25 protein-coding genes are annotated in these 22,461 nt (G+C 68.6%); 12 read left to right on the forward strand and 13 right to left on the reverse strand.

Features of this window, described 5'->3' with window-relative positions:
- Positions 1 to 154: 154 nt before the first annotated feature.
- Entirely contained in the window at positions 155 to 1,354 is a 1,200-nt protein-coding gene (senA, locus tag AC3A6M_RS10260; protein ID WP_487852622.1) for a selenoneine synthase SenA, read from the reverse strand.
- A 44-nt stretch (positions 1,355 to 1,398) separates the two neighbouring features.
- Between senA and senB the strand changes: the two genes are divergently transcribed.
- The 3 genes from senB (at position 1,399) to AC3A6M_RS10275 (ending at position 4,820) form a co-directional block, all read left to right on the forward strand.
- Complete coding sequence (gene senB, locus AC3A6M_RS10265) at positions 1,399 to 2,367, forward strand: selenoneine biosynthesis selenosugar synthase SenB (protein ID WP_487852623.1); 969 nt, start codon at positions 1,399 to 1,401, stop codon at positions 2,365 to 2,367.
- A 10-nt stretch (positions 2,368 to 2,377) separates the two neighbouring features.
- Positions 2,378 to 3,430 (forward strand): selenide, water dikinase SelD, encoded by a 1,053-nt coding sequence (gene selD / locus AC3A6M_RS10270; RefSeq protein WP_487852624.1) that lies wholly within the window; start codon positions 2,378 to 2,380, stop codon positions 3,428 to 3,430.
- An 85-nt stretch (positions 3,431 to 3,515) separates the two neighbouring features.
- Positions 3,516 to 4,820 (forward strand): metal-dependent hydrolase family protein, encoded by a 1,305-nt coding sequence (locus AC3A6M_RS10275; protein ID WP_487852625.1) that lies wholly within the window; start codon positions 3,516 to 3,518, stop codon positions 4,818 to 4,820.
- A gap of 15 nt (positions 4,821 to 4,835) precedes the next feature.
- Here the strand turns inward: AC3A6M_RS10275 and AC3A6M_RS10280 are convergent, their stop codons facing one another.
- On the reverse strand, positions 4,836 to 5,480 hold the full coding sequence (locus tag AC3A6M_RS10280; protein WP_487852626.1) for a DUF1906 domain-containing protein: 645 nt from the start codon (positions 5,478 to 5,480) through the stop codon (positions 4,836 to 4,838).
- A gap of 304 nt (positions 5,481 to 5,784) precedes the next feature.
- Here AC3A6M_RS10280 and AC3A6M_RS10285 point away from each other — a divergent pair, with 304 nt between their 5' ends.
- The 3 genes from AC3A6M_RS10285 to AC3A6M_RS10295 all read left to right on the forward strand — a co-directional run bounded on the left by AC3A6M_RS10285 (position 5,785) and on the right by AC3A6M_RS10295 (position 8,554).
- Positions 5,785 to 5,910, forward strand: coding sequence for a hypothetical protein (locus tag AC3A6M_RS10285; protein ID WP_487852627.1), 126 nt, complete (start codon positions 5,785 to 5,787; stop codon positions 5,908 to 5,910).
- A gap of 83 nt (positions 5,911 to 5,993) precedes the next feature.
- Complete coding sequence (gene leuA / locus AC3A6M_RS10290; RefSeq protein WP_487852628.1) at positions 5,994 to 7,688, forward strand: 2-isopropylmalate synthase; 1,695 nt, start codon at positions 5,994 to 5,996, stop codon at positions 7,686 to 7,688.
- Positions 7,688 to 8,554 (forward strand): cupin-like domain-containing protein, encoded by an 867-nt coding sequence (locus AC3A6M_RS10295; protein WP_487852629.1) that lies wholly within the window; start codon positions 7,688 to 7,690, stop codon positions 8,552 to 8,554. The genes leuA and AC3A6M_RS10295 overlap by 1 nt, the downstream gene beginning before the upstream one ends.
- Positions 8,555 to 8,558: 4 nt before the next feature.
- Here the strand turns inward: AC3A6M_RS10295 and AC3A6M_RS10300 are convergent, their stop codons facing one another.
- From AC3A6M_RS10300 to egtD, 4 genes are read right to left on the reverse strand one after another with little or no spacing between them, the layout of a single operon-like run.
- A complete protein-coding gene (locus tag AC3A6M_RS10300; protein ID WP_487852630.1) occupies positions 8,559 to 9,377 on the reverse strand; it encodes a YdcF family protein in 819 nt (272 codons plus the stop codon).
- Positions 9,374 to 10,327, reverse strand: coding sequence for a YihY/virulence factor BrkB family protein (locus AC3A6M_RS10305; protein WP_487852631.1), 954 nt, complete (start codon positions 10,325 to 10,327; stop codon positions 9,374 to 9,376). The genes AC3A6M_RS10300 and AC3A6M_RS10305 overlap by 4 nt, the downstream gene beginning before the upstream one ends.
- A complete protein-coding gene (gene egtB / locus AC3A6M_RS10310) occupies positions 10,324 to 11,547 on the reverse strand; it encodes an ergothioneine biosynthesis protein EgtB (RefSeq protein WP_487852632.1) in 1,224 nt (407 codons plus the stop codon). The genes AC3A6M_RS10305 and egtB overlap by 4 nt, the downstream gene beginning before the upstream one ends.
- 40 nt (positions 11,548 to 11,587) lie before the next feature.
- A complete protein-coding gene (gene egtD, locus AC3A6M_RS10315; protein ID WP_487852633.1) occupies positions 11,588 to 12,595 on the reverse strand; it encodes an L-histidine N(alpha)-methyltransferase in 1,008 nt (335 codons plus the stop codon).
- A 79-nt stretch (positions 12,596 to 12,674) separates the two neighbouring features.
- Here egtD and AC3A6M_RS10320 point away from each other — a divergent pair, with 79 nt between their 5' ends.
- Together AC3A6M_RS10320 and AC3A6M_RS10325 are read left to right on the forward strand one after the other, a co-directional pair.
- Positions 12,675 to 13,322 carry an ABC transporter ATP-binding protein gene (locus tag AC3A6M_RS10320; protein WP_487852634.1) on the forward strand — a complete coding sequence of 216 codons (648 nt, stop codon included), beginning with the start codon at positions 12,675 to 12,677 and terminating at the stop codon, positions 13,320 to 13,322.
- A gap of 177 nt (positions 13,323 to 13,499) precedes the next feature.
- The gene (locus AC3A6M_RS10325) at positions 13,500 to 13,811 is read left to right on the forward strand and encodes a hypothetical protein (protein WP_487852635.1); all 312 of its coding nucleotides are present in this window, start codon (positions 13,500 to 13,502) and stop codon (positions 13,809 to 13,811) included.
- A gap of 53 nt (positions 13,812 to 13,864) precedes the next feature.
- Here AC3A6M_RS10325 and AC3A6M_RS10330 read toward each other — a convergent pair whose 3' ends face one another.
- The 4 genes from AC3A6M_RS10330 to AC3A6M_RS10345 form a co-directional block, all read right to left on the reverse strand.
- The gene (locus AC3A6M_RS10330) at positions 13,865 to 14,443 is read right to left on the reverse strand and encodes a hypothetical protein (RefSeq protein ID WP_487852636.1); all 579 of its coding nucleotides are present in this window, start codon (positions 14,441 to 14,443) and stop codon (positions 13,865 to 13,867) included.
- An 82-nt stretch (positions 14,444 to 14,525) separates the two neighbouring features.
- Positions 14,526 to 15,500, reverse strand: coding sequence for a Ppx/GppA phosphatase family protein (locus AC3A6M_RS10335; protein WP_487852637.1), 975 nt, complete (start codon positions 15,498 to 15,500; stop codon positions 14,526 to 14,528).
- 77 nt (positions 15,501 to 15,577) lie between these two features.
- Positions 15,578 to 16,750 (reverse strand): GGDEF domain-containing protein, encoded by a 1,173-nt coding sequence (locus AC3A6M_RS10340; protein WP_487852638.1) that lies wholly within the window; start codon positions 16,748 to 16,750, stop codon positions 15,578 to 15,580.
- Positions 16,751 to 16,757: 7 nt separating this feature from the next.
- Positions 16,758 to 17,033, reverse strand: a complete 276-nt coding sequence (locus AC3A6M_RS10345; RefSeq protein WP_487852639.1) for a hypothetical protein — start codon at positions 17,031 to 17,033, stop codon at positions 16,758 to 16,760.
- Positions 17,034 to 17,118: 85 nt separating this feature from the next.
- Between AC3A6M_RS10345 and AC3A6M_RS10350 the strand changes: the two genes are divergently transcribed.
- The 3 genes from AC3A6M_RS10350 (at position 17,119) to AC3A6M_RS10360 (ending at position 21,179) form a co-directional block, all read left to right on the forward strand.
- Positions 17,119 to 17,853 (forward strand): fused MFS/spermidine synthase, encoded by a 735-nt coding sequence (locus tag AC3A6M_RS10350; RefSeq protein ID WP_487852640.1) that lies wholly within the window; start codon positions 17,119 to 17,121, stop codon positions 17,851 to 17,853.
- Between the two features lie 117 nt (positions 17,854 to 17,970).
- On the forward strand, positions 17,971 to 20,814 hold the full coding sequence (locus AC3A6M_RS10355; RefSeq protein WP_487852641.1) for a bifunctional diguanylate cyclase/phosphodiesterase: 2,844 nt from the start codon (positions 17,971 to 17,973) through the stop codon (positions 20,812 to 20,814).
- A 170-nt stretch (positions 20,815 to 20,984) separates the two neighbouring features.
- Positions 20,985 to 21,179: a hypothetical protein gene (locus AC3A6M_RS10360; protein WP_487852642.1), complete on the forward strand. Its 195-nt coding sequence runs from the start codon at positions 20,985 to 20,987 to the stop codon at positions 21,177 to 21,179.
- Between the two features lie 3 nt (positions 21,180 to 21,182).
- On the opposite strand, the gene AC3A6M_RS10365 is transcribed toward AC3A6M_RS10360, so the two are convergent.
- Positions 21,183 to 21,557: a hypothetical protein gene (locus AC3A6M_RS10365; RefSeq protein WP_487852643.1), complete on the reverse strand. Its 375-nt coding sequence runs from the start codon at positions 21,555 to 21,557 to the stop codon at positions 21,183 to 21,185.
- Between the two features lie 59 nt (positions 21,558 to 21,616).
- Positions 21,617 to 21,754, reverse strand: a complete 138-nt coding sequence (locus tag AC3A6M_RS10370) for a hypothetical protein (protein WP_487852644.1) — start codon at positions 21,752 to 21,754, stop codon at positions 21,617 to 21,619.
- A 186-nt stretch (positions 21,755 to 21,940) separates the two neighbouring features.
- Here AC3A6M_RS10370 and AC3A6M_RS10375 point away from each other — a divergent pair, with 186 nt between their 5' ends.
- Positions 21,941 to 22,144, forward strand: coding sequence for a hypothetical protein (locus tag AC3A6M_RS10375; RefSeq protein WP_487852645.1), 204 nt, complete (start codon positions 21,941 to 21,943; stop codon positions 22,142 to 22,144).
- 22 nt (positions 22,145 to 22,166) lie between these two features.
- Here AC3A6M_RS10375 and AC3A6M_RS10380 read toward each other — a convergent pair whose 3' ends face one another.
- Positions 22,167 to 22,343: a hypothetical protein gene (locus AC3A6M_RS10380; protein ID WP_487852646.1), complete on the reverse strand. Its 177-nt coding sequence runs from the start codon at positions 22,341 to 22,343 to the stop codon at positions 22,167 to 22,169.
- Between the last annotated feature and the right edge of the window lie 118 nt (positions 22,344 to 22,461).

The following is a 22,461-nucleotide window of genomic DNA, read 5'->3' on the forward strand; positions in this document are numbered from 1 at the left end:
AGCCGCCTTTACCGTCCAGGTATTGCTGTACCACCGAGAGCTTGAAACGCTCATCGTATTTCGTCATGAAAAAACCCCAAAAGTTGGTGTCCAACTTTCGGGGTTCAGTTCACTCGGCCGCTTTTTTTTCGTCCGCACCCAGGCGCCCGGGCGCTCAGGGCGCGCAGGTGCGGAAGCCGTTGAAGATATCGTCGCGTCCGGGCGTGAAGAAATTCCGGAATGCCGGGCTGCGGAAGCGCGCCGGCGTGGCGAAGGATGCCCCGCGCAGCACCTGCCGGCTGCCGAACCAGGGCGCCGAATATTCCAGGTAGCGGTCCGGCGCAAAGCCGGCATAGGGCAGGAAGGGCGTGGCCGTCCATTCCCATAGTTCGCCCCAGTTGAAGTCCGGATGCGCGGACGCGGCCGCGAACTCCCATTCCGCTTCAAGCGGCAGGCGCCGGCCGCTCCAGCGGCAGAAGGCCTGGGCCTCGTGCAGGGTCAGGTGCCGGACCGGCGCATCCGGTGCGAGCGCCACGCGGCGGCCGAAGCGCAGCTGCTGCCACCGTCCGTCGTCGCCGCGCCGCCAGTAACGCGGCGCGGAACGCGTTGTCTCCATCAGCCATGCCCGGCCCGCCTCGGACCAGTGACGCGCATCCTGGTAGCCGCCCTCCTCGACGAAGGCGAGGTAACGGGCATTCGTCACCAGCCCGGCGTCGATCGCGAACGGCGCCACGCGGCACACTGCGGCGTCTTTCTCGTTGTCGAACAGGAAACCGCGCGACTGGTCACCGCCGCGCAGGAAGCTGCCGCCGGCGAAGGCGATCTCCCCTGCCGGCAGCGGCGCCGGCATCGTTCCCACCATCTCGCTGCGCAGCGCCACGCCCAGGGTCTGCAGCGTGTACAGCAGGGCTTCGCCATGCATGTCCTCATGCGCCAGCGCGAGGCGGTACGGATACAGGGCTGCGTCATCGTTCGGCTCGGCGGCCAGGCGTTCGAGGATCCGCTCCAGCACCTCCTCGCAATAGGTCTGGATCGCGCCCGGCCCGGGCAGGTCGAGCGCCCAGCGCGTGCGGTGCGCCACCAGGTTCGAATCGAACCAGTCGTCGCCGCGCGCCAGCAGGCTGTGGCCGAACGCGTCGCCCGGCCGGCTGCTGCTGGCGGCGCGCAGCACGAACCATTCGGCGAACCAGGCCGTGTGGCCCAGCTCCCACAGGGGCGGATTGATGATGGGAAGGCGCGGCACGCGCGCCGCGTCGGCATAGCCAGCCTCCGCGAGAGTATCGAACAGCGCCAGCGTATAATGCCGCGCATCCCGCAGCATGCTTGCCAGCCGGTCAGGTCCGGTGTGCCGGAACGATGGGTCGAAGTGGTCCATGCGGGCATTCTACGATCGTTTTCACCAAAGTCTTCCCAAAACCGATGGCGCGCCCCCACATCCTGATCGTCAGCCCCGCCTCCGCCCGCGAGAACAACGGCAACTGGCAGACCGCCAGCCGCTGGATGCGGCACCTGTCCGCGCACGCGCGCGTCACGGTCGCGCAGGGATGGGCCAGAGGCCAGCCGGCGCCCGACCTGATGATCGCCCTGCACGCGCGCCGCTCCGCCGCCGCGCTGGCCGCGTTCGCCGAGGCGCACCCGGACCGGCCCAGCGTGCTGGCGCTGACCGGCACCGACCTGTACCGCGATATTCAGCAGGACGCGGCCGCGCGCGCCTCGCTCGCCCTCGCCACCGCCCTGGTGGTGCTGCAACCGCAGGGGCTGGAGCAACTGGCTCCGGCGGAGCGCGGCAAGGCCCGCGTGATCTACCAGTCGGCCCCGGCGCTGCGTCCGGCGCGCGCCCGCGCGGGCGACTGCGATGTCGCCATGATCGGCCACCTGCGCGAAGAAAAGGACCCGCTCACCTTCATGCAGGCGAGCCGCCTGGTGACGGCGCCCGGGGTGCGCCTGCTGCACGTGGGCGGCGCGCTCGACCCGGCGCTCGGGCAGGCGGCGCGCACGACCCGGCTCGACGAACCGCGCTACCGCTGGCTGGGCGCCCTGCCCCACATGGCCGCCCGGCGACGGCTGGCCCGCTGCCGCGCGATGGCGATCTGCTCGCGCATGGAAGGCGGGGCCAACGTGATCATCGAGGCGATCACGAGCGGCGTGCCGGTGCTGGCTTCCGATATCGGCGGCAACCGCGGCATGCTGGGCGAGGACTACGCCGGCCTGTTCCCGGTAGGGGATCCCGCCGCGCTGGCGCGCCTGATCGACCGCATCGCCATCGACGACCGTTTTCGTGGGCGGCTGCTGCGCCAGTGCGCGGCGCGGCGTCCTTTGTTTGCTCCAGCCAGGGAACGAGCGGCCTTGCTCGACCTGGTGGATAATCTCCTTTTACGCACTCCTTGACGAGCCATCCATGACCACTCCTGACCAAGCCATCAAACTCACCTCCTTCTCTCACGGCGGCGGCTGCGGCTGCAAGATCGCGCCCGGCGTGCTGTCCGAGATCCTGAAGAAATCGACCGGCTTCCCGGTGCCGAAGGAACTGATGGTCGGGATCGAGACCGCCGACGACGCCGCCGTCTACAAGCTGAACGACGAGCAGGCCCTGATCGCCACCACCGACTTCTTCATGCCGATCGTCGACGATCCCTTCGACTTCGGCCGCATCGCCGCCACCAATGCGATCTCCGACGTGTACGCGATGGGCGGCACGCCGATCATGGCGCTGGCCCTGGTCGGCATGCCGGTCAACAAGCTGCCGCTGGAGACGATCGGCAAGATCATCCAGGGCGGCGAATCGATCTGCGCCGAAGCCGGCATCCCGATCGCCGGCGGCCATACCATCGATTCGGTCGAGCCGATCTACGGCCTGGTGGTGATGGGCCTGGTGCATCCGTCCAGGGTCAAGCGCAACGCCGATGCGCGCGCGGGCGACGTCCTCGTGCTCGGCAAGCCGCTGGGCGTGGGCGTGCTGTCGGCCGCGCTGAAGAAGGACAAGCTGGATGCGGACGGCTACGCGGCCATGATCGCCAACACCACCAAGCTGAACAAGCCGGGCAAGGCGCTGGCCGAACTCGACGGCGTGCACGCGCTGACCGACGTCACCGGCTTCGGCCTGCTGGGCCACCTGCTGGAACTGGCGCGCGGCGCCAGGCTTAAGGCGCAACTCGACATGGCGAAGATCCCGCTGCTGCCGGGCGTCGAGCAGCTGGCCCACGAGGGCTTCTTCACCGGCGCCTCCGGCCGCAACTGGGACGCCTACGGCAACGACGTCGAACTCGGCGCGGGCGTGAGCGACACCCAGCGCGTGCTGCTGACCGACCCGCAGACTTCCGGCGGCCTGCTGGTGTCCTGCGACCCGGCCAGCGTCGACGAAGTGCTGGCCCTGTTCGCGCGCGAAGGCTTCGGCCACGCCGCCGTGATCGGGCGGATGGAAGCGGGCGAGCCGAAGGTGACAGTGCGCTGAGCAATGGGTTAAACTTTTCGCAGCTGCAGACCAGGCCTTCCCAACGCAGGAAGGCCTTTTTTTCGACCATGCGAGAGGAGACGGGATGAACAAGCTTTACCAGGCGGGCCTGCTGCTGGCCATCGGCGGTGCGGGACATGCGGCATGCGCGGCCACCCAGACGGTCGACTGCGGCCGGCTGCTGGACGTGAAGAGCGGCACCTGGGTTGACAAGGTCAGCATCGTGATCGAGGACGGCACCGTCAGGTCGGTCGGCCCGACGACCGGCAGCCCGGGCGGCGCCGGCCACCTCGACCTGTCGCGCCACGCCTGCCTGCCGGGCCTGATCGACATGCACGTGCACCTGACCAGCGAGACCCAGCCGCTGATCGAGGATTACCGCGACCGCCTGACCGCCGATGCGCCCGACCTGGCCTACCGTTCGGTGGGCTACGCCAGCCGCACCCTGATGGCCGGCTTTACCACGGTGCGCGACCTCGGCGCCCAGGATGCGCTGAACGTCTCGCTCAAGCGCGCCATCAACGCCGGCACGATTCCCGGACCGCGCATGTTCACCGCCGGGAACGCCATCGCGACCATGGGCGGCCACGCCGACCAGACCAACAACCTGTCGCACCGCCTGAGCCATGCGATCGGCACGCCGGGCCCGATGGAAGGCGTGATCGGCAGCCCGGACGAAGGCCGCCAGGCGGTGCGCGCCCGCTACAAGGAAGGCGCGGACCTGATCAAGGTGACCGCCACCGGCGGAGTGCTGAGCCAGGCCGCCAATGGCCAGAACTCGCAGTACACCGAGGACGAGCTGCGCGCCATCGTCGGCACCGCCAGGGACTACGGCTTTCGCGTCGCCGCCCATGCCCACGGCGCCGAGGGCCTGAAGCGCGCCCTGCGCGCCGGGGTCGACTCGATCGAGCACGGCACCCTGATGGACGAGGAAAGCATCGCCCTGTTCAAGAAGATGGGCGCCTGGTACGTGCCGACCATCTCGGCCGGGCGCTTCGTGGCCGACAAGGCCAGGGACCCGACATATTACTCGCCGCTGGTGCGCCCGAAGGCGGCCGCCATCGGACCGCAGCTGCAGGCCACCTTCGCGCGCGCCTACAAGGCCGGCGTGAAGATCGCCTTCGGCACCGACGCCGGCGTGTTCCCGCACGGGCAGAACGCGAAGGAATTCGGCTACATGGTGGAGGCCGGGATGACGCCGATCGACGCGATCCGCGCCGCCACCATCCACGCCGCAGCCCTGCTCGACCAGCCGGCCCGGCTGGGCCAGGTGGCGCCCGGCTTCGCCGCCGACATCGTCGCGGTCGAGGGCGACCCGCTGCGCGACATCCACCAGCTCGAACAGGTGAAGTTCGTGATGAAGGAAGGCGTGGTCTACAAGAGCTTGTGAGCCGGGCCTTGTGCGCTAGACGCTGAACAGCCCGGCGTCGCGCTCCGGATGGGTGGCGTCGGGATCGACGCCGAGCACGATGCCGTCGGCGCCCACGATGCGCGCCGGCAGCATCTGGATGAGGTCGTAGCGCTTCTGGTCGGCATATTGCCGGGAGCCGGCGAATCCGCTGGACTGCGACAGCCAGCTCAGGCTCGCGATGCCGCGCTCGACCAGGGTTCCGCAGCACAGTCCCGAACCGTACACGCCGACCCGGTACGAGGGCTGGCCGTGGTTCGCGACATACAGCGCCGCGTGCACGCCGGTGAAGTAATTGCTGATGCCGCCATCGAGGTCGGCCTGGGTCGGATCGTAGTCGACCGCGAAGTAAATGGCCGTGCCGAACGGCTGGCCGATGCTTTCCCGCGCCATGCGGAAGGCCTGGGCGCCGTCCGCCAGGCCCTGGGCGCGGGTAAAGAAGCTCGCATGGGTGCCGGACGTCTCCCACACCACGCCGATCCGCAGGCCGGCGCCCGACAAGGCGCGCGCCTCGCCCAGCGACAGATTCTTGGCCGCGTTGTTGCTGTAGTAGCGCAGCACGAAGTCGTAGCCCTGGGCCTTCAGCGCCCCGGCGTGGCGCGTCAGCTCCATGGTCGTGTCCAGGCCGTTCAATACTGGCATGTCGCCTCCCCGAGGTTCCCGATAAGAAGCGTGTACGGTGCCATCCCGGCCGCTTTGGAGCTTATTTGGCGTCAACAATCTTTTGTGAAACTTTGCCGTGGTAACCAAACGACAAGTCAATAAAGGCTTGACAGACCAAACAATATTCACATAGAGTGAAGAAATGTTCTCCCAAATGCCTCTGTCGACTTCCCTACCGCTGACCAGCGCGCTATCGCTGGCAGGCCTGCTACTACGCGCGTAAATCGCCGCGTCGTCCTCCCGGCTCCCCGCCGGAACCCGTAGCCCAAGGAAAGTTGTACCGATGTTTGCCACCGATTTCACACCTGTCATCACCACCGCCGGAGCTTCCGGGCTGATTGCCGGCGAACGCGCGCTGCCCTCCTCCGCATCGCTGTTGCTATCGCTACCGATCGGTTGCCGGGCCTAGCGTTCCGTGGCCCGTCCGGCAGCCTGCGCCACACCGAAATCACCGTCTTTCGTCCAGATTCAGCACATACCAGGAGCTCCACCATGTTGACCAATCCCGCCGCCAAATACCGCCCCTTCCCCGCCGTCCAGCTGGCCGACCGCCAGTGGCCGAGCCGTGTCATCACCCAGGCCCCTATCTGGATGAGCACCGACCTGCGCGACGGCAACCAGGCGCTGATCGAGCCGATGAGCCCGGAAAAGAAGCTGCGTTTCTTCGAGAAGCTGGTGCAGATCGGAATCAAGGAGATCGAAGTGGGCTTCCCGTCCGCCTCGCAGACCGACTTCGACTTCGTGCGCATGCTGGTCGAAGAAAACCGCATCCCCGATGACGTCACCATCATCGTGCTGACCCAGGCGCGCGAAGAGCTGATCCGCCGCACCGTGGAATCCTGCATCGGCGCCAAGCGCGCCATCGTCCACGTCTACAACTCGGTGGCGCCGGTGTTCCGCCGCGTGGTGTTCGGCATGAGCCAGGACGAGATCGTGCAGATCGCCGTGAACGGCACCCGCCTCATTAAAGAACTGGTCGCGCAGCATCCGGAAACCCGCTGGGGCCTGGAGTATTCGCCGGAGTCGTTCTCGACCACCGAGCTGGAATTCTCGAAGCGCATCGTCGACGCCGTCAGCGAAACCTGGCAGCCGACCCCGGAGAACAAGCTGATCGTCAACCTGCCTTCGACCGTGGAGGCCAGCACCCCGAACGTCTACGCCGACCAGATCGAATGGATGTCGCGCCACCTGGAGCGCCGCGACAGCCTGGTCATCAGCGTCCACCCGCACAATGACCGCGGCACCGCCGTGGCGGCCGCCGAGCTGGCCGTGATGGCCGGCGCCGACCGCGTCGAAGGCTGCCTGTTCGGCAATGGCGAACGCACCGGCAACGTCGACCTGGTGACCCTGGCCCTGAACCTCTACACCCAGGGCGTGCATCCGGGCCTGGACTTCTCGGACATCGACAGCGTTCGCCAACTGGTCGAAGAGTGCAACCAGATCCCGGTCCACCCGCGCCATCCGTATGTCGGCGACCTGGTGTTCACCGCCTTCTCCGGCTCGCACCAGGACGCGATCAAGAAGGGCTTCGCGGTGCAGAAGAGCGACGCGATCTGGGAAGTGCCTTACCTGCCGATCGACCCGGCCGACCTGGGCCGCAGCTACGACGCCGTCATCCGCGTCAACAGCCAGTCCGGCAAGGGCGGCATGGCCTACCTTCTGGAGCAGGAATACGGCCTCGAACTGCCGCGCCGCCTGCAGATCGAATTCTCGCGGGTGGTGCAGCGCCACGCCGACGCCACCGGCACCGAAGTGGCGGCGTCGGATATCCACGCCCTGTTCGCCCGCGAATATTTCGACCAGCAGGACCCGGCCTACCGCTACGTCTCGCACCGCATGGCCGAGGACAGCGAAGGCGAACACCGCGTCCAGATCGACGCCTCGGTCGAGCATGAGCGCGTCACCCAGCACCACGCCGGCCAGGGCAACGGCCCGATCGACGCCTTCGTGAATGCCATCGGCCTGGACATCCGCCTGATGGACTACCACGAGCACGCGATCGGCTCGGGCGCCGATGCGAAGGCGGCCTGCTACGTCGAACTGCGCGTCGGTAACGGCCCGACCCTGTTCGGCGCCGCCATCGACAGCAACATCCTGACCGCGTCGTTCAAGGCCGTGCTGTCGGCGGTAAACCGCCACCTCGCCATGGCTGCGCAGGACCAGCAGCCGGTCGCGCGCGCGGCCTGATGAGCGAAGGCGGTACCGTCAAGCGCCTGCCGCCGCGGCTGGACCTGCAACCGGCGGCGGCGCGCGAACAGAAGGCCGCGCAGGTGCGCGGCGTGTCGTCGATCCAGGCGATGCGCGAAGCGATCCGCGCCGCCGCCCGCGACCTGCCGGCCATCACCGAGGTGCCGCGCCTGGGCCGGCTCGACAGCGCCGCCTTCCGCGCCCGCGCCGCCGAGGGCCTGCCCTTTTTGATCAGCGGCGTGGTCGGGCGCTGGCCCTTGTGTTCCCTGACCCCGCAGGCGCTGCGCGAACGCTTCGGCGAGGTGCCGGTGCGGGCGCGCGTCGGCGACTACGTGGCGACGGCCTTCGCGCCGGACCGCGCGATGCGCGACATGTCCCTGCGCGCGTACCTCGACCTGAGCGCGGCTCCCGCCGACGATCTTCCCCCTTATGTCGGCAACCTCGAACTGCGCGAGCTGAACGCCATGTGCCACTGGCCCGCCTGGTTCGACAAGATGGGACCGCCGCGCTTCTGGCTCGGCCCGGCGCGCACCGTCACGCCGCTGCACTGCGACTACGACGACAATATCTTCGCGCAGATCTGGGGGACCAAGCGGATCTTCCTGGCGCCGCCGCACCACGACCAATTCCTCTACACCCGGGAAGCGAATCCCGTCCTGTTCGGCTCTCCCTTCGATCCGGAAGCGCCGGATTTCGACGCCTTTCCGCTGGCGCGCCAGGCGGCGATCGTCGAGGTCGTGGTCGGGCCGGGCGACATGTTGTACGTGCCGGCCGGCTGGTATCACCAGGTGCGGGCGCTGACGTTTTCGCTGTCGTCGAACCGCTGGGCGCGGGCGGTGCCGCTGGCCTTGCGGGACGGCGCCTAGCCGGTCAGGACGCGCCGCCAGCGCTGCCGGCGAAGCGCAGCCGGTACCAGGCGAAGCCGAGCAGTTCATACATCGCGTACCAGGAGCGGCGCATTCCCTCGGCACTGGGCACCCAGGAGGCGGCCGACCGCGCCTGGCCGCCGAAAAACATGGTCGGTGCGCTGACCACGTCCAGCCCTTCGCGTTCGAAGGCCATCCGGGCGCGCGGCATGTGCATGGCATCGGTCACGAGGAGGATGCGCCGCACGCCCTGCGGCCGCAGCATCGCGGCGCTGAAGGCCGCGTTTTCGCCGGTGTCGCGCGAGCGCGGCTCGATCCACCTGACCGGCACGCCGAAGTCTTCCCGCAAGGCGATGGTCATCGCATTGGCCAGCGCGCCGGCACGGAGATCGGCGCGGGAATAGCCTGCCTGCGCGCCGACGCCGCCGCTGACGAGGATGGGCAGCCCCGTGCGCCGCTGCAGGTGCGCCGCGTAGCGCAGCCGCGCCAGGGCAAGGTAGTCGGGAATATCGAGGCCGCCGTATTCGGGCGCATCCTGCAGTCGTCCGGCGGCCAGCACGACGATCGCCTGGGCGCCGGCGCGTTCCGGCGCCAGCAGCGGCGAGGTCAGGCCTTCCAGCGGCCTGACGAGCAGGGACGCGCCGGCATTGGTGGACAGGAAGGCCAGGAATGCCAGGCCCGTGCCGGCGACGATGCGTCCGGTGCGCGGCCAGCGGCGCCACAGCAGGAGGCCGATCGCGATCCACAGGAACAGGCTGGCGGGAGGAAGGATCAGGCTGCGCGGAATGGCGTTGAGCAGGTCGAGCACCGGACTGAAGATCATGGATCGTCCTGGTTGCTGCCGCGCGGCCGCGTCTCCATCTTCTTCGGCTCCCGGCCGGCCCCGCCCTGCCCCACCCGCTCGTACTCGGCGATCACCTGCGCCCCGAACAGCAGCAGCGCCGCCCCGATCTCGAGGCTGAACATCACCACGATGGCGGTGCTCATCGAGCCGTACACGACGTTCACCTTGGACAAGGTCGAGAAGTACCACACCAGCACATGCCGCGCCGCCTCCCACAGCAGCGCCGCGGTGACGCCGCCCACCAATGCATGCGACAGCGACAGCCGGCCGACCGGCATCACCAGGTAGATCGAGGTCAGCACCAGGATCTCGCCCGCCAGGCCGAGCAGGTACAGCAGGGCGCCCGACACCCCGTGCAGCGACCAGCGGTGGCCGAACAGGTCGACGTACTCGGTGCCGATCACCTGCAGTGTGCCGGCCACCAGGGTCACGATCATGACCCCGAAGCCGAGCGCCAGGATGTAGCAGTAAGGCAGCAGCGCCGAGACCAGGAAGTGGCGGCGCCGCACGGCGACGCGGTGCACGAAGATCACGCTCATCGCGTTTTCCAGCACCGTGAAGGCGAAGGAGCTGAAGAACAGCATGGTGGCGACCAGCACCCAGGTGATGAGGTCGCGCGCGTCGAGGAAGTGCGCGACCTCGGCCACGATCGAGGCCGACTGGCCGGGCACCAGCAGCTCGAGGTAGCGGCGCATGGTCAGCAGCAGCTCGGCCTCGTCGAGGAAGTGCGACAGCACCACCACCACCAGCATCAGGAAGGGCACGATCGACAGCAGCGCGTAGTAGGCGACGGCGCCGGCCAGCAGCAGGCCCTGGTTGGCCCGGAAGCTTTTCAGTACGCCCAGCGCGAAGGCGAACGGATGGGCCAGGATGTAGGCATTCGCGCGCCGGTTCAGGAGACGCAGGCGCAGGCCGCGCGTGCCCTTCATCTGGCCAGCCTGATGCCGGTAAACTGCCAGCGGCTGCCTGCCGGGAAGAAGTTGCGGTAGCTGGCGCGCGCGTGCCCGTGCGGGGTGGCGCAGGACGAGCCGCGCAGCACGTACTGGTTGACCATGAACTTGCCGTTGTACTCGCCCAGCGCGCCGGGCGCCGGCGCATAGCCGGGGTAAGGCGCGTAGCTGCTGCTGGTCCACTGCCAGCATTCGCCGAACATCTGCGCCAGGCCATCGCTGCCGGCCGCGCGCGGGTGCAGGTCGCCGCAGGAGACCGCGACGTCGCGCGCCGCGAATTCCCACTCGGCTTCAGTGGGCAGGCGCGCGCCGCGCCAGCGCGCATAGGCGTCGGCTTCGTAGAGCGAGACGTGGGTGACGGGCCGCGCCGGGTCGAGCGGATGCAGGCCGTGCAGCGTGAACTCCATCCATTCCCCGCCCTCCTGGCGCCAGTAGAAGGGCTGGACGATCTCGCCGCTGCAGACCCGGTCCCAGCCTTCCGACAGCCACAGGCCCGGGTCGCGGTAGCCGCCGGCCTCGACGAATTCGAGGTACTCGCCGTTGGTCGCCAGGCGCGAGGCCAGCTGGAACGGCGCCAGGTACTGGCGGTGGCGCGGCAGTTCGTTGTCGAAGCAGAAGCCGGGCCCGCGCTGGCCGATCTCGGCCAGGCCGCCTTCGAAGTCCAGCCAGTCCAGCGTCCCCGCCGGGCAGGATTCGGGCAGCGCCGAGTTCAGGTAGGCCGGGTACAGCGGGTTCTGCGCCAGCAGGTGCTTCAGGTCCGTCAGGATCAGTTCCTGGTGCTGCTGCTCGTGCTGCATGCCCAGCTCCACCAGCGCGGCCAGCTCCTGGTCCTGCGGCGCGTCCTGGAGCAGGCGCGCGATGCGGGCGTCGACGTTGCGGCGCCAGGCCAGCACCTCGTCGAAGGCGGGGCGGGTCAGCAGGCCGCGCCGGGCCCGCGGGTGCTTGTCGCCGACGCCGTTGTAGTAGGAGTTGAACAGCACCCGGAAGGCCGGGTGGAAGGGCCGGTAATTGCGCTCGCGCGGCTCCAGGATGAAGGTTTCGAAGAACCAGGTGGTGTGGGCCAGGTGCCACTTCACCGGGCTGGCGTCCGGCATCGACTGCGCGCAGCAATCCTCGGCCGACAGCGGCTCGGCCAGGTGCACCGAGCGCTGGCGCACCTGCTCGAATTCGCGGGCCTGGCGCTGTTCGTTCGCTCCCATGATGTCCTCCGCGTGGTTCGGTACAAGCTCGGTGACAGGCTCAGTGCATGGCGCCCGGCGGGATCGCGCGGGCGTGGATCACCGCGAACCATCCGCGCTCGTCGGTCCAGACCCCGGAGGCGGCGAAGCCGGCCTGCTCCAGCAGTCCGACCGCGCTGCTTTGCCGGTACTTGTAGCTGTTCTCGGTGTGGATGCACTGGCCGGCCTCGAAGCGGCGGCTGCCGCCCTGCCAGCTGACCTGCTGCGCGGTGCGCGCTTCCAGGTGCATCTCGACCCGGCCCATGCGCTCGTTGTAGAAGCCGTGGTGGCGCCAGGCGCGGATGTCGAAGTCGGCGCCCAGCAGGCGGTTGGCGTGGCGCAGCACGTTCAGGTTGAAGGCGGCCGTGACGCCCAGCGCATCGTCGTAGGCGGCGTCCAGCACCGCGCGCTCCTTGGCCAGGTCGATGCCGATCAGGATGCCGCCGTCCGGGCCGCACTGGGCGCGCACGCGGCGCAGGAAGGCCAGCGCCTCTTCCGGCGTGAAGTTGCCGATCGAGGAGCCCGGGTAGAAGAACAGGCGGCGCTCATGGCGCACCACGTCCGGCAGGCGCCAGTCGCCGCCGGAAAAGTCCATGCCGAGCGCGTTCATCTCGATGTGGCGGAAGCGCTGCTGCAGGCGCTCGACGGCGTCCTGCAGGAAATCGGCCGAGATGTCGACCGGGACGTATTGGGCCGGATGCAGCAGCGGGAACAGGCGCGCCGCCTTGGCGCAGTTGCCGGCGCCGAGGTCGACCAGCGTCGTCCCCGGGCCGACCGCGCGCGCGATCTCGCCGCCGTGGCGCGCGAAGATCGCCGCCTCGGTGCGGGTCGGGTAGTACTCGGGAAGCTCGCAGATGGCCTCGAACAGCTTCGAGCCCAGCGCGTCGTACAGGAACTTGGGCGAGATGCACGCGTGCGGCGCGCGCAGGCCGGCCTCCAGTTCGGCCCTCAGGCGCAGCGTCTCGGCCGAGGTGTCGGAGGTGTTGTCGAGGGCGGCCAGGGCAGGCGCGTCGGACGGATGGTTCAGCATCGGTGGTTCCCGGGATGTTGACGTTCTTTCCATCATACGCGAATTGGGTCAAGGTCGACGCATGCTAAAGTATCATTCTATGCTCGAACTCGTCGACCTCTCCAAATCCTATGGCGGCAGCAAAGTGCTGGCCCATCTCTCGCACCGCTTCGCACCTGGCGAATTCGTCGCCGTGATGGGCGAGTCCGGGGTCGGCAAATCTACCCTGCTGAACCTGATCGCCGGCCTGGATACGCCCGACAGCGGCCAGGTGGTGGTCGACGGGGTGCCGATGTCGGCGCTCGACGACGATGCCGCCACCCGGCTGCGCCGCAGCCGCATGGGCTTCATCTTCCAGGCCTTCCATGTGCTGCCGCACCTGACGCTGGAACAGAACGTGGCCCTGCCGCTGCTGCTGAACGGCAGCCTCGACACCGGCCGCGCGCGCGCCATGCTCGACGCCGTCGGCCTGAAGGGACGCGGCGACGATTTTCCGCGCCAGCTGTCCGGCGGCGAGCTGCAGCGCGTGGCGATCGCGCGCGCCCTGGTGCACCGCCCCGCCCTGCTGCTGGCCGACGAGCCGACCGGCAACCTCGACCCGGAAACGGCGGGCGGCATCCTCCACCTGCTGCGCGACGAGATCCGCGAGAGCGGCGCCGGCGCGATCATGGTCACCCACTCGCACGCCGCCGCGGAGATGGCCGACCGCATCCTCGTCTTGACACGTTCTGGATTGAAATTGGCGTAAGTTCCGTGCAGAAAGACGGATCTTGCAAGCTTTTATTCCTGAACAGTGCGTCAAACTTGTCAAAGCCGTAGTAGCATTCCAACAAACCCACCCAGCATAAGCCACACAATTACGGTCGGGCAAATTCTCCAAAACAGTCGGTCTGTCTTGAATGTTCATCCACACTGGAGAAAATTCATGAGCGTACGACAGAAAAAACAGGAGCTGCTGGAGGCCATGCACCGTGCCCGGGCCATGGAGCCGTCCAGCTTCGTTCCGAACCCTTTGCTCGATACCCTGATCCAACGCATGCAGCTGAAGAACGACGCAGAACTGTGCCGCGTCCTTGAAGTGCAGCCGCCGATCATCAGCAAGATCCGGCACCGCAAGCTGAACGTCGGCGCCACCATCCTGCTGAGGATGCACGAGAAATCGAATATCCCGATCCGCGAGCTGAAGGAACTCACGGCCGAGGCGCGGGTGAATACCCCGGGCCGTACCACGCACTGAGGGCGCGGACCGCGATCGCCGGCCCGCGCGCATGACGCCGCCGGGCCGGCGCCTCACTCTGCCGGAGGGCGCCCGGTCTTGAGCTGAGGCAGGCCGCCGAGCACCGCGCGCAGGCTGGCCACGTCGAGCTGGCCCAGCAGGGCCACGCCGATACGCAGCAGTTCGCTCTTCTTGACCTCGAAACCGGCCTTCAGGCAGGCCTGCTTGACGGCGCCGAGCACGGCGTACTCCTGCTCGGGCATGGTGAAACTGTCGCGCACCAGCGTGGGCCGCGCCTGTGGCGCCGCTTCCGGGCGGGCGGTTTCCGCTGCCCGGCCTGCGCGGGCTTTCGGGGCCGGCCTGGCGGCGGATTTGGCCGCCGCCCTGGCGGCCTTGGCGGCCGGCGCGACGGCGCTCTTCGCGGGCTTTGCCGCGGCCGGCTTCTTCACCGCTGCCTTGGCCGCCTGCGGGGCGGCCGGCTTGCGTGCAGCCGGCGCGGCAGTCCGGATGGCCGTGGCGGTCCTGGCGGCTTTCGCGGCCGTGGTCTTCGCGGCCGTGGTTCCTGCGGTCCTGGCGGCAGTGCCCCTGGCCGCCCCTGCTGCTTTCGCGCGCGCCGTTTTCGCGGCGGCGCCGGCGGCTGTCGTCTTCGCCATCCCGTGCTCCATCGTCAAACAAACCAAACAATATAGTCGATTTGGAGCCGATCCGGAAGGATGGCACGCGCGGCGCCGGGATTCAGGCCGGCAGGACCTGGCGCTGGCGGTGCAGCTCGTGCAGCAGGCCGTGGCGCAGGCCGGCATCGGTTTCCAGCAGCGTGCCGATCTCCAGCTCTTCCATCAGCGCGATCAGGATCGCCAGCGCGGCGGCCACGTCGCGCACCAGCAAGCGTCCGAGCCCGGCCAGCGGGCGCCCGCCGCGCGCGTGCTCCAGCACCCGGGCGCCGAGCAGTTCGAGGCCGGCGCGGTCGACACCGGCGGCGCCTCCGCAATCCGCGCCCACGCCGGCACCGCAGTCGGCGCCATTCTCGCGCGCCAGCCGGGCCAGGGTGCGCACCGTGCCGGATGCGCCGTACACGCAGTCGCGCGCGTCCGGCGCGTAGTCGGCCGCATGGTCGGCCAGGCGCACGCGCGCCGAGGCCACCGCGGCCGCGAACGACACCGCGTCGATGCGGCCGTTGCCGAAGAAGGTCAGGGCCTGGCGCACCGTGCCCAGCGCCACCGAGCCGGCGCGCCTGACCCGCATCCCCTGCCCCAGCGCGAACTGGGTCGAGCCGCCGCCGATGCCCAGCACCAGCGCGCGCACGCCTTCGGGGGCGGCGCCGGCCACGCCCATATAGGTCAGCATGCCCTCCTCTTCGCCGGACAGTACCCGCACCTCGTGGCCGAGGGTCTGCTGGGCCGCCGGCAGGAACAGGTGGGCGTTGCGCGCCATGCGCAGGGTCGAGGTCGCGACCGCGCGCATGGCGGCCAGCGGACGCGCGCGCAGGCGCTCGCGCAAGCGCGCCACGCAGTCCAGCGCGTCGCGCATCGCATCCTGGCTCAGGCAGCCGCTGGCGTCGAGGCTGGCGGCCAGGCGCAGCGGCACGTGCTCGGCGTCCAGCGCCACCGGGACGCCGTCGCGGTAGCTCGCCACCAGCAGGCGGAAACTGTCCGAGCCGAGCACCAGGGCGGCGTAGGTTGGCGCGGACGGATCGGGTTGTTGGTCGTTCATGACGGTTCCGGCGAAGTAAACGGCGACACGATAGCGGGCCGGGATGACGCTTCGATGACAGCGCCGGGCCGCATCGCTCAGGCCTCGACGGGAATGGCCGGCGCCGGCGGCGCCAGCTCGACGCGATTGCGCCCGCTGTTCTTGGCCGTGCGCAGGGCCTCGTCGGCGCGCGCCAGCAGGGTCACGCTGCTGTCGTCGGCGCGGATCGTGGTCACGCCAAAGCTGGCGCTCAGCGTGAGCATGGCACGATCGAGCTTGACCGGGGTGGCGGCGATCGCGGCGCGCATGCGCTCGGCGACCATGGCGGCGTCGTCCAGGCAGGTGCGCGGCAGCAGGATCGCGAATTCGACGCCGACCAGGCGGCCCAGCATGTCGCTGTCGCGCAGCTGGCGCTTGCAGACGTCGACCAGGGTGCGCAGCACCACGTCGCCGGCCGGGTGGCCGTAGCTGTCGTTGACGCGCTTGAACTGGTCGAGGTCGAACAGCACCAGCGCGGTCGGCGGGCCGGGGCGGCGCGCCAGCGCCATCCACGGCGCCAGCATCTGGAAGAAGCCGCGCCGGTTGGCGCAGTCGACCAGCGGGTCGACCACCTCCAGGCGCGCCAGCTGGTCCTGGACATCTTCCTTACCCAGCAGCAGCCAGCCGAAGCCGCCCAGCAGCATCAGCAGGTACAGGGCGCCGGAATACAGCTGGCGCAGCAGTTCGTTGCTCATCCAGCCCCAGCCGGACGGCGCCACCAGCACCAGGGCGCCGCGCGCGCCCACCACCAGGGCCAGCAGGGCGGTCGCCAGCGCCAGGAAGCGGCGCAGCATCGATGCCTGGCCCCAGCGGCGCGCGAGGGCGGCGGCGGCCGACAGGTAAAAGGCGCCGAGGATCAGCGACGCCGCCAGCGCGCGCAGGCCGATCTCGTCGATCCAGTAACACAGCAGGAAAGCGGCGAGCGCCAGCCCCAGCGCCGGGGTCGTCACGCTTTTCCAGCGGCGTCCGCCGGCGCGCTCCCACAAGGCCCCGGCTTCCCAGGCCACGCCGGCGATCACCAGGCCGTAGGCCACCGGCAGCGCCAGCCGCTCGGGCACCACGCCGGACGCGCCGATCGCCAGCAGCAGCCAGCCGGCCGCCTGCATCTGGCGCGACCAGCCCCAGGTCGACAGGGCCGCGGAGCGTCCGTCGCCGTGTTCGAAGAAAAACAGGGCCGCGCAGATCGCCAGGTTGCCGAGCGCCAGTGCGAGGACGATGGTGGTGGAATCCATGGGCGCCTCAGAATTCGTGGACCACGGCGCTGCTGCCGTCGCCGACCTTGCTGGCCCAGGCGCGCGCCCAGTACTGCATCTGGGGCTCGCTCGGGGCGTCGTGCCAGAACACGATCAGGGTGCCCTTGTGGTCGTGGATCTGGGTCAGCTTTTCCACGAAGCCCGCGTCGCCCTCCGCATCCGCCAGCGCCATCGCATAGCCGTAGACGCGGTCGAGCCGCTCGATGCGGTCGGGCTCCGTCTGGCTATTGGTGGCGGTGATGGTGGGATGGTCCAGGAACATGAGGTCTCCGTAAGGCTGCGGCGGCCAGCTTATCAGAAACTTATCCATCGCAACAAGCTGGACCCCGGTCGCATATACTCGGGCCATGCCGAATCTTCCGAAGCCGCTGGTGCGTACCGAAGGCGACCGCCGCATCCTGGAATTCACGCCCGGCGACATCCAGAGCGCGATGCGGCTGTCGCGCCCGGGCGCGCTGGTGCTGGCCTACACGCGCGCCATGATGTGCTTCGCCCTGTTCGTGCCCCGCCCCCGCCACATCCTCATGGTCGGGCTGGGCGGCGGTTCGATGGCCAGGTTCTGCCACCGCCACTTCCCGGCCAGCCGCATCACCGTGCTCGAGCTGCGCGCCGACGTGATCGCCCTGCGCGAACAGTTCCTGGTGCCGCCCGACGATGCCCGCTTCCGGGTCATCCACGCCGACGCCGCCGGCTGGATGGCGCGCATGGCCCGCGAGGGCAAGGCGATTGCGGACGTGATCGTGGCCGACGGCTTCGACGAGGCCGGCCTGCCCCCTGGCTTGTCCAGCCGCTCCTTCTACGAGGATTGCCGGCGCCTGCTGCTGCCGCACGGGGTGCTGGCGGCGAACGTGTTCAGCTACGACCCGCGCCACGACGCGGTGCTCGATGCGCTGGACCGGGCGTTCGACGGCCGCAGCTGCCGGCTCGACAAGGTGGCCGGCAACAACCGCATCGTGTTCGCGGGCGGCGGCATCCAGCCGCGCGCCGCCCGGCTGCTCCCGGACTCACGGCTGGGATTATTGAACCGGCTATATGTGCGCCTGATTCTTATGCGGATTGCATTGCGCGCTGTTTTTGCCTAGCCACACCTGGCTGCGCCACCGGCTTGCGAGCGACAATTTGTTTGCGGAAACAACCGTTTATGTGACAAACTTGGCCGTTCTCATGCCTTCAAGCAAGTACTCTTTATAGGATCCTGGATGCCGCGTCGCCGACTGCCGATTTCGCTCACGCTTGCGGCGGCCCTCACGCTTGGGGGCGGCCTGGCCACGACCGCCGTGCTGACCGTCGCGGTCAACCGGCTCGAGATCGACAACAAGACCCTCGCCTTCGAACAAGGCACCAAGGTACGCGTGGCCGCCCTGCGCCAGGGCATGGACGAGGCGATCGAGGTCCTGAACGTCACCAACCAGCTGTTCACCACCGTGCAGCCGGTCACGCGCCCGCAGTTCCACGATTTCACCAGCCCTCTGCTGCTGCGCAACCCGTACATCAAGGCCTTCAACTTCCACCGCGCGGTGGCGGACGCCGACCGTGCCGCGCTCGAAGCCGAGCTGCAGCGGGTCCGTCCGGGCACGGTCCTGCGCGAGAACGTCGACGGCAAACTGCTGCCGGCGCCGCGCCGCCCGCACTACAACGTGGTCGACTACCTCGAACCGATGCAGGGTAACGAGCCGGCGCTCGGCCTGAACGTCGGCGTGAACGGCGAAGTCGCGGGCGCCCTGGCGCGCGCCCACGCCACCGGACGTGCGACCGCCACCGGCCTGCTGCGCCTGGCCCAGGACCCGGACGGCAACCCCAGCTTCGAGGTGGTGATGCCGGTCTACGGTCCGGCCGGGAACCTGCTCGGCGACACCGCCGCCGTCATCTGCGTCCAGACCCTGGCGCGCTCCGCGCTGGCGCGCGCCGGCCTGCTGGAAGACGGCAGCATCCTGCTGAAACTGTATATCGGCGCCCGGCCGGCCACGGGTGCGATGGTGTACGCCAACCACGAGGCCGGCGAGGCTGCCGTGCCGCAACAGCCGGCGCCGCGCTGGCTGGCCCGCCCCGTCGCGCACTCGCTGGACCACTTCGTCTCCGCCGGCCAGACCTGGACCGTGGAAGCGGCCGTCGCACCCCGGCCCTGGCTGGCCGACCACCTGGCGTCGACCCTGCTGCTGGCGGGCGGCGCCCTGTCCACGCTGCTGCTGGCCGCCTTCGTGCAAGCCGCCGGCCAGCGCGCGCGCAAGGTGCAGGAACTGGTGCGCGAGCGCACCGCCGACCTGAAGCTGAGCAACCAGCGCCTGATCGACGACGTGCTGGCCAGGAAGCGCACCGAAAAGGCGCTGCAGGAAAGCGAGCAGCGCTTCCGCCAGCTGGTGGCGATGTCGTCCGACTGGTACTGGGAACAGGACGACCAGCTGCGCTTTGTCGCCGTGACCGGCGATTTCGCCGAGAAATCCGGGATCGCCGTCGATCGCATCCTCGGCAAGACCCGCTGGGATTTCGTGTCCGGCCTCGCCGACAGCGACTCCGGGCGCGAGCACATCGCCGCCGTGGCGGCGCGCGAACCCTTCAAGAACCTGGAATACCGCGCCCTCGACGACAACGGCGAGGAGCGCTGGTTCTGCGTCAGCGGCCAGCCGATGTTCGACGATACCGGCCGCTTCACGGGCTACCGCGGCACCGGCAGCGACATCACGGCGCGCAAGATCACCGAGCAGCGCGTGCACCACGTGGCCCAGCACGACGTGCTGACCGGCCTGCCGAACCGCTCGCTGCTGCAGGACCGCCTGGGCCAGGCCGTGGCCTACGCGACCCGCAGCGGCCATCCGGTATGGGTGATGCTGATCGACCTGGACCGCTTCAAGTACGTCAACGACAGCATGGGCCACAAGGCCGGCGACGTGCTCCTGATGACGGTGGCGGCGCGCCTGCGCGGCTCGCTGCGCGACACTGACACCGTGGCGCGCCTGTCGGGCGACGAATTCGTGGTGATCCTGTCGCAGCACGAGGACCAGCCGCTGTCGAGCGACATCGTGCAGCGCGTGATGGACTCGGTGGCCCAGCCGGTGATGCTGGGGCCGAAGGAATTCTTCGTCACCTGCAGCATCGGCGTGGCGGCCTATCCGAGCGACGGCACCCCGGCCGAGAGCCTGATCGAGCATGCGGACATCGCGATGTACTGCGCCAAGAAGGCTGGCCGCAACAACTTCCAGTTCTACACCCCGGCGATGAACGAGGAGTCGCTGGAGCGGGTGCGCATCGAGAGCGCGCTGCGCAACGCGCTGGAGCGCAACGAACTGGTGCTGCACTACCAGCCGCAGGTCGACCTGAAGACCGGCCAGATCGTCGGGATGGAAGCGCTGATCCGCTGGAAGCATCCGGAGCTGGGCATGGTCCCGCCCTCGCGCTTCGTCGGCGTGGCCGAGGACACCGGCCTGATCGTGCCGATCGGCGCCTGGGTGATGCGCACCGCCTGCGCCCAGAACAAGGCCTGGCAGGATGCCGGCCTGGGACGCCTGCGGGTGGCGGTGAACCTGTCGGCGCGCCAGTTCAGCGCCACCGAGCTGCTGCCGGGGATCGAGCAGGTGCTGCGCGACACCGGCCTCGATCCGTCCTGCCTGGAGCTGGAGCTGACCGAGAGCCTGTTCATGAGCGACGTCACGCCGGCGGTCGAACTGCTGCACCGCATGAAGGCGCTCGGCATCAAGCTGTCCATCGACGACTTCGGCACCGGCTACTCGAGCTTCTCCTACCTGTCGCGCTTCCCGATCGACGTGCTGAAGATCGACCGCTCCTTCGTCAACGACATCACGCACGACGCCAACGACGCCGCGATCGTGGCCTCGATCATCGCGCTGGCGCACAACCTGCGCCTGTCGGTGATCGCCGAGGGCGTGGAGACGGCCGAGCAGCTCGATTACCTGCGCCACCAGGGCTGCGACGAAATGCAGGGTTATTACTTCTCGCGCCCGCTGCCGGCCCAGGAATTCGAGCAATTGCTGCGCCAGCGCCGCGGCCTGGCGGCGCTCGAAGACGAGCCGCAGGTCGCCGTCGCTTGACGATTCTTTGACAATTTGTTGAACAAAGACCGCTAAGGCCTTGTATTCTTTGTTTTATCCACAATTTTTTGTGGCAGAAAAGAAATCATTCCCCTACAATAGCCGTGAATCTTTTGCAACAATGATCCACGGATAATAAGAGGGATGATATGAACTATGAGGCGGGCGGAGTGAACGACACCCTGAGCGTGGCGGACCGCAAGCAGCGCACCGATATGCGCACCCGTGACCTGGTCAACCAGGCGATCGCGTCGATTCCGACCCTGGGCCTGCAGCGCGCCGCCGAATTCCTGGCGGCGATGAACGTGCCGGCCGAGATCGCGGTGCGCACCCTGGTCTATCCGCACCGCCGCCGGGCCAACTGAGTCTTAACGTTCCTGGGCGCTGATGTCGGCCAGCGATTCGCGGCCGCGTTCGGTGAGTGCATAGCCGCCGTCCACCGCGGCGATATGGGACTTACGGCTCAGGAACTGCACCACATCCTCATCCAGCGCGCTCGCGGGATCCCGCTCCAGCGCGCGCAGCGCTTCGACACAGCGCCGCAGGAACAGCACTTCCTGCCCCTTCTCGGTCAGCGACAGGCTGCCGTTCTTCGCATACTGCACCAGCTTCAACCCGGACAGGCGCTTGGCGTTGCGGCCGACGCAGGCATTCATCGAAGCACTGCGCCGGTCGCCGCGATCTCCGCGGCGGATGAGTTCGAGGGCGTCGTATTCGTCGCCCGTCAGTTTTTCGTTCTTCATTCAGACTTTCGTTGGGAGCAAAGGTCGCCATGGTAAGGCGGCCCGGGTTCCGCCGCAACTTACTTCAAGGCCCGCAACGCCGCCCAGGCCAGCCCGGCCCCGGCCAGCGCACCCAGCGCCAGTGCCGCCTGCAGCCGCCGCGACGCCAGCAGCGAGCCGCGTCCGAGATAGATCTTGTTATGCAAGGTGCTGCCCATGCTGTCCTCCCCGGGAAATGGTTGACCGATGAACCATTATAGAAAGTTTCCAGAAGGCACTATGTGCGCAAGCATACAAATGTCGATTTTGTATCCATAAAGCAACGTTCGTATCGAGCGCCGGAGGGCTGGCGTGACTGTTAGGATTACAGCAACAAGTCAACCAGCCAACCCAAGGAGTTCACCATGAATACCTCGACCCCCAAGCCGGATCCCGGCGCCAAAGGCCCGCCGATGATGCACGAAGGCGATATCGGCAGCGGCGAAATCACGCCGGGCCAGCATGAAACCAATGAGATGATCAAGGAGATCCCTCCGCTGCCGCGCAATGGAGGCAAGCAGGATGCCGGCGAGACCGGCAACCGGCAGGGCGGCCAGGGCAAGGCCTGAACCGCCAGGCTTCCAGCCCGCCCTAGCCCGCCTTGATCGGCGCCTGGGGCGCCCGCGGTTCCTCGATCGGGGCGCGCGACGGTGCGGGCACGTCGTCGGGATCCGGGCTCGGCTGCGGTGGCGGCTGGTCCGGATCGGTCGGATCGGGCGTGGTGTGGGCGCGCAGATCCGGATTCGGTTCTTGTTCGCGGATAGTCATCCTTTTTTCCTCCATCGTGCAAACAGCGCGGCTGTGGAAGCCGCGCCGTTGTCGCTTATCGGCCGGAGGGCCTCCCGTCATCGCCCGGAAGGGCTCCAATCATCGACCGGAAGGCCTC

Source organism: Telluria sp. Soil_C_11, from assembly GCF_057657395.1.